The organism is Cryobacterium sp. MLB-32 (genome assembly GCF_000738085.1).
GTDB lineage: Bacteria > Actinomycetota > Actinomycetes > Actinomycetales > Microbacteriaceae > Cryobacterium.
In genome coordinates this window covers 1-720 of record NZ_JPRS01000445.1, presented here as the reverse complement: position 1 = coordinate 720, position 720 = coordinate 1, and the positions used below count along the sequence as shown (strand labels likewise).

Annotated in this window: 1 protein-coding gene; it reads right to left on the bottom strand. The window is 57.9% G+C overall.

The features are described 5' to 3' along the window. Positions 1–92: 92 nt before the first annotated feature. A partial coding sequence (locus JF66_RS19285) for a glycosyltransferase (protein WP_231556516.1) occupies positions 93–720 on the bottom strand: 628 nt, incomplete at its 5' end.

Genomic DNA, 720 nt, shown 5'->3' with positions numbered 1-720 from the left:
GATTCTTGAGCTTCTTCGAAGCTGACGGCGCTGACACGTTGTCGGCGACCGCAATAGGCAAATCATGGACGCTGAGCGCCTCGACGCCCCTCTTATTTGCTTTGGAATCTGAGCGGGGGGAGGCTTGCGTCGAGGACCGCACGTTGTCCCACTGACGAGCGGATGTCTTCAAGCGTGAGTGTCTCTACGCGGCGTACCGTTGCCAGGCCCAGTCTGGTCAGCTCAGCGGCAAGGTCCTTTTGATGCTCGTCAACATGTTCGCCCTGACCGAGGCCGCGAGGGACAACGATTGGAATTTTTCCGGACATAAGGGCCATGAGCGCGGAGCCTGTTCCGGCATGCGCGATTACGACGTCAGCCCAAGCCATGCGTGCCGTCATCTCATCCGAGGAGATGGCTACGTGGGTCACGATGTCGAGGTCAGTTACGTCCGTGGGTCCAGTTTGCCAAAAGATTTCCCAGTTCGACGGCAGGAGTGTGACCAGATGGCGGACAAGGCGCTCAAATCCAGCGTGTTGGTTTGCACCCAAAGTCACAAGAACGCGGAGTGAGACTGCCGGAGAAGCCACTCGGTCGGTCTGTTGGACGGCGAACCCATCGAAAACGGATCCGTTGTAATCCCAACGTGATGACTGGCCACGTTCGTGCTGAACATACCGCTGGACGAACGGAATCCAGTTGATGACTTTCCCTGTTAGGGATAGGGCGGACACGCGGGTT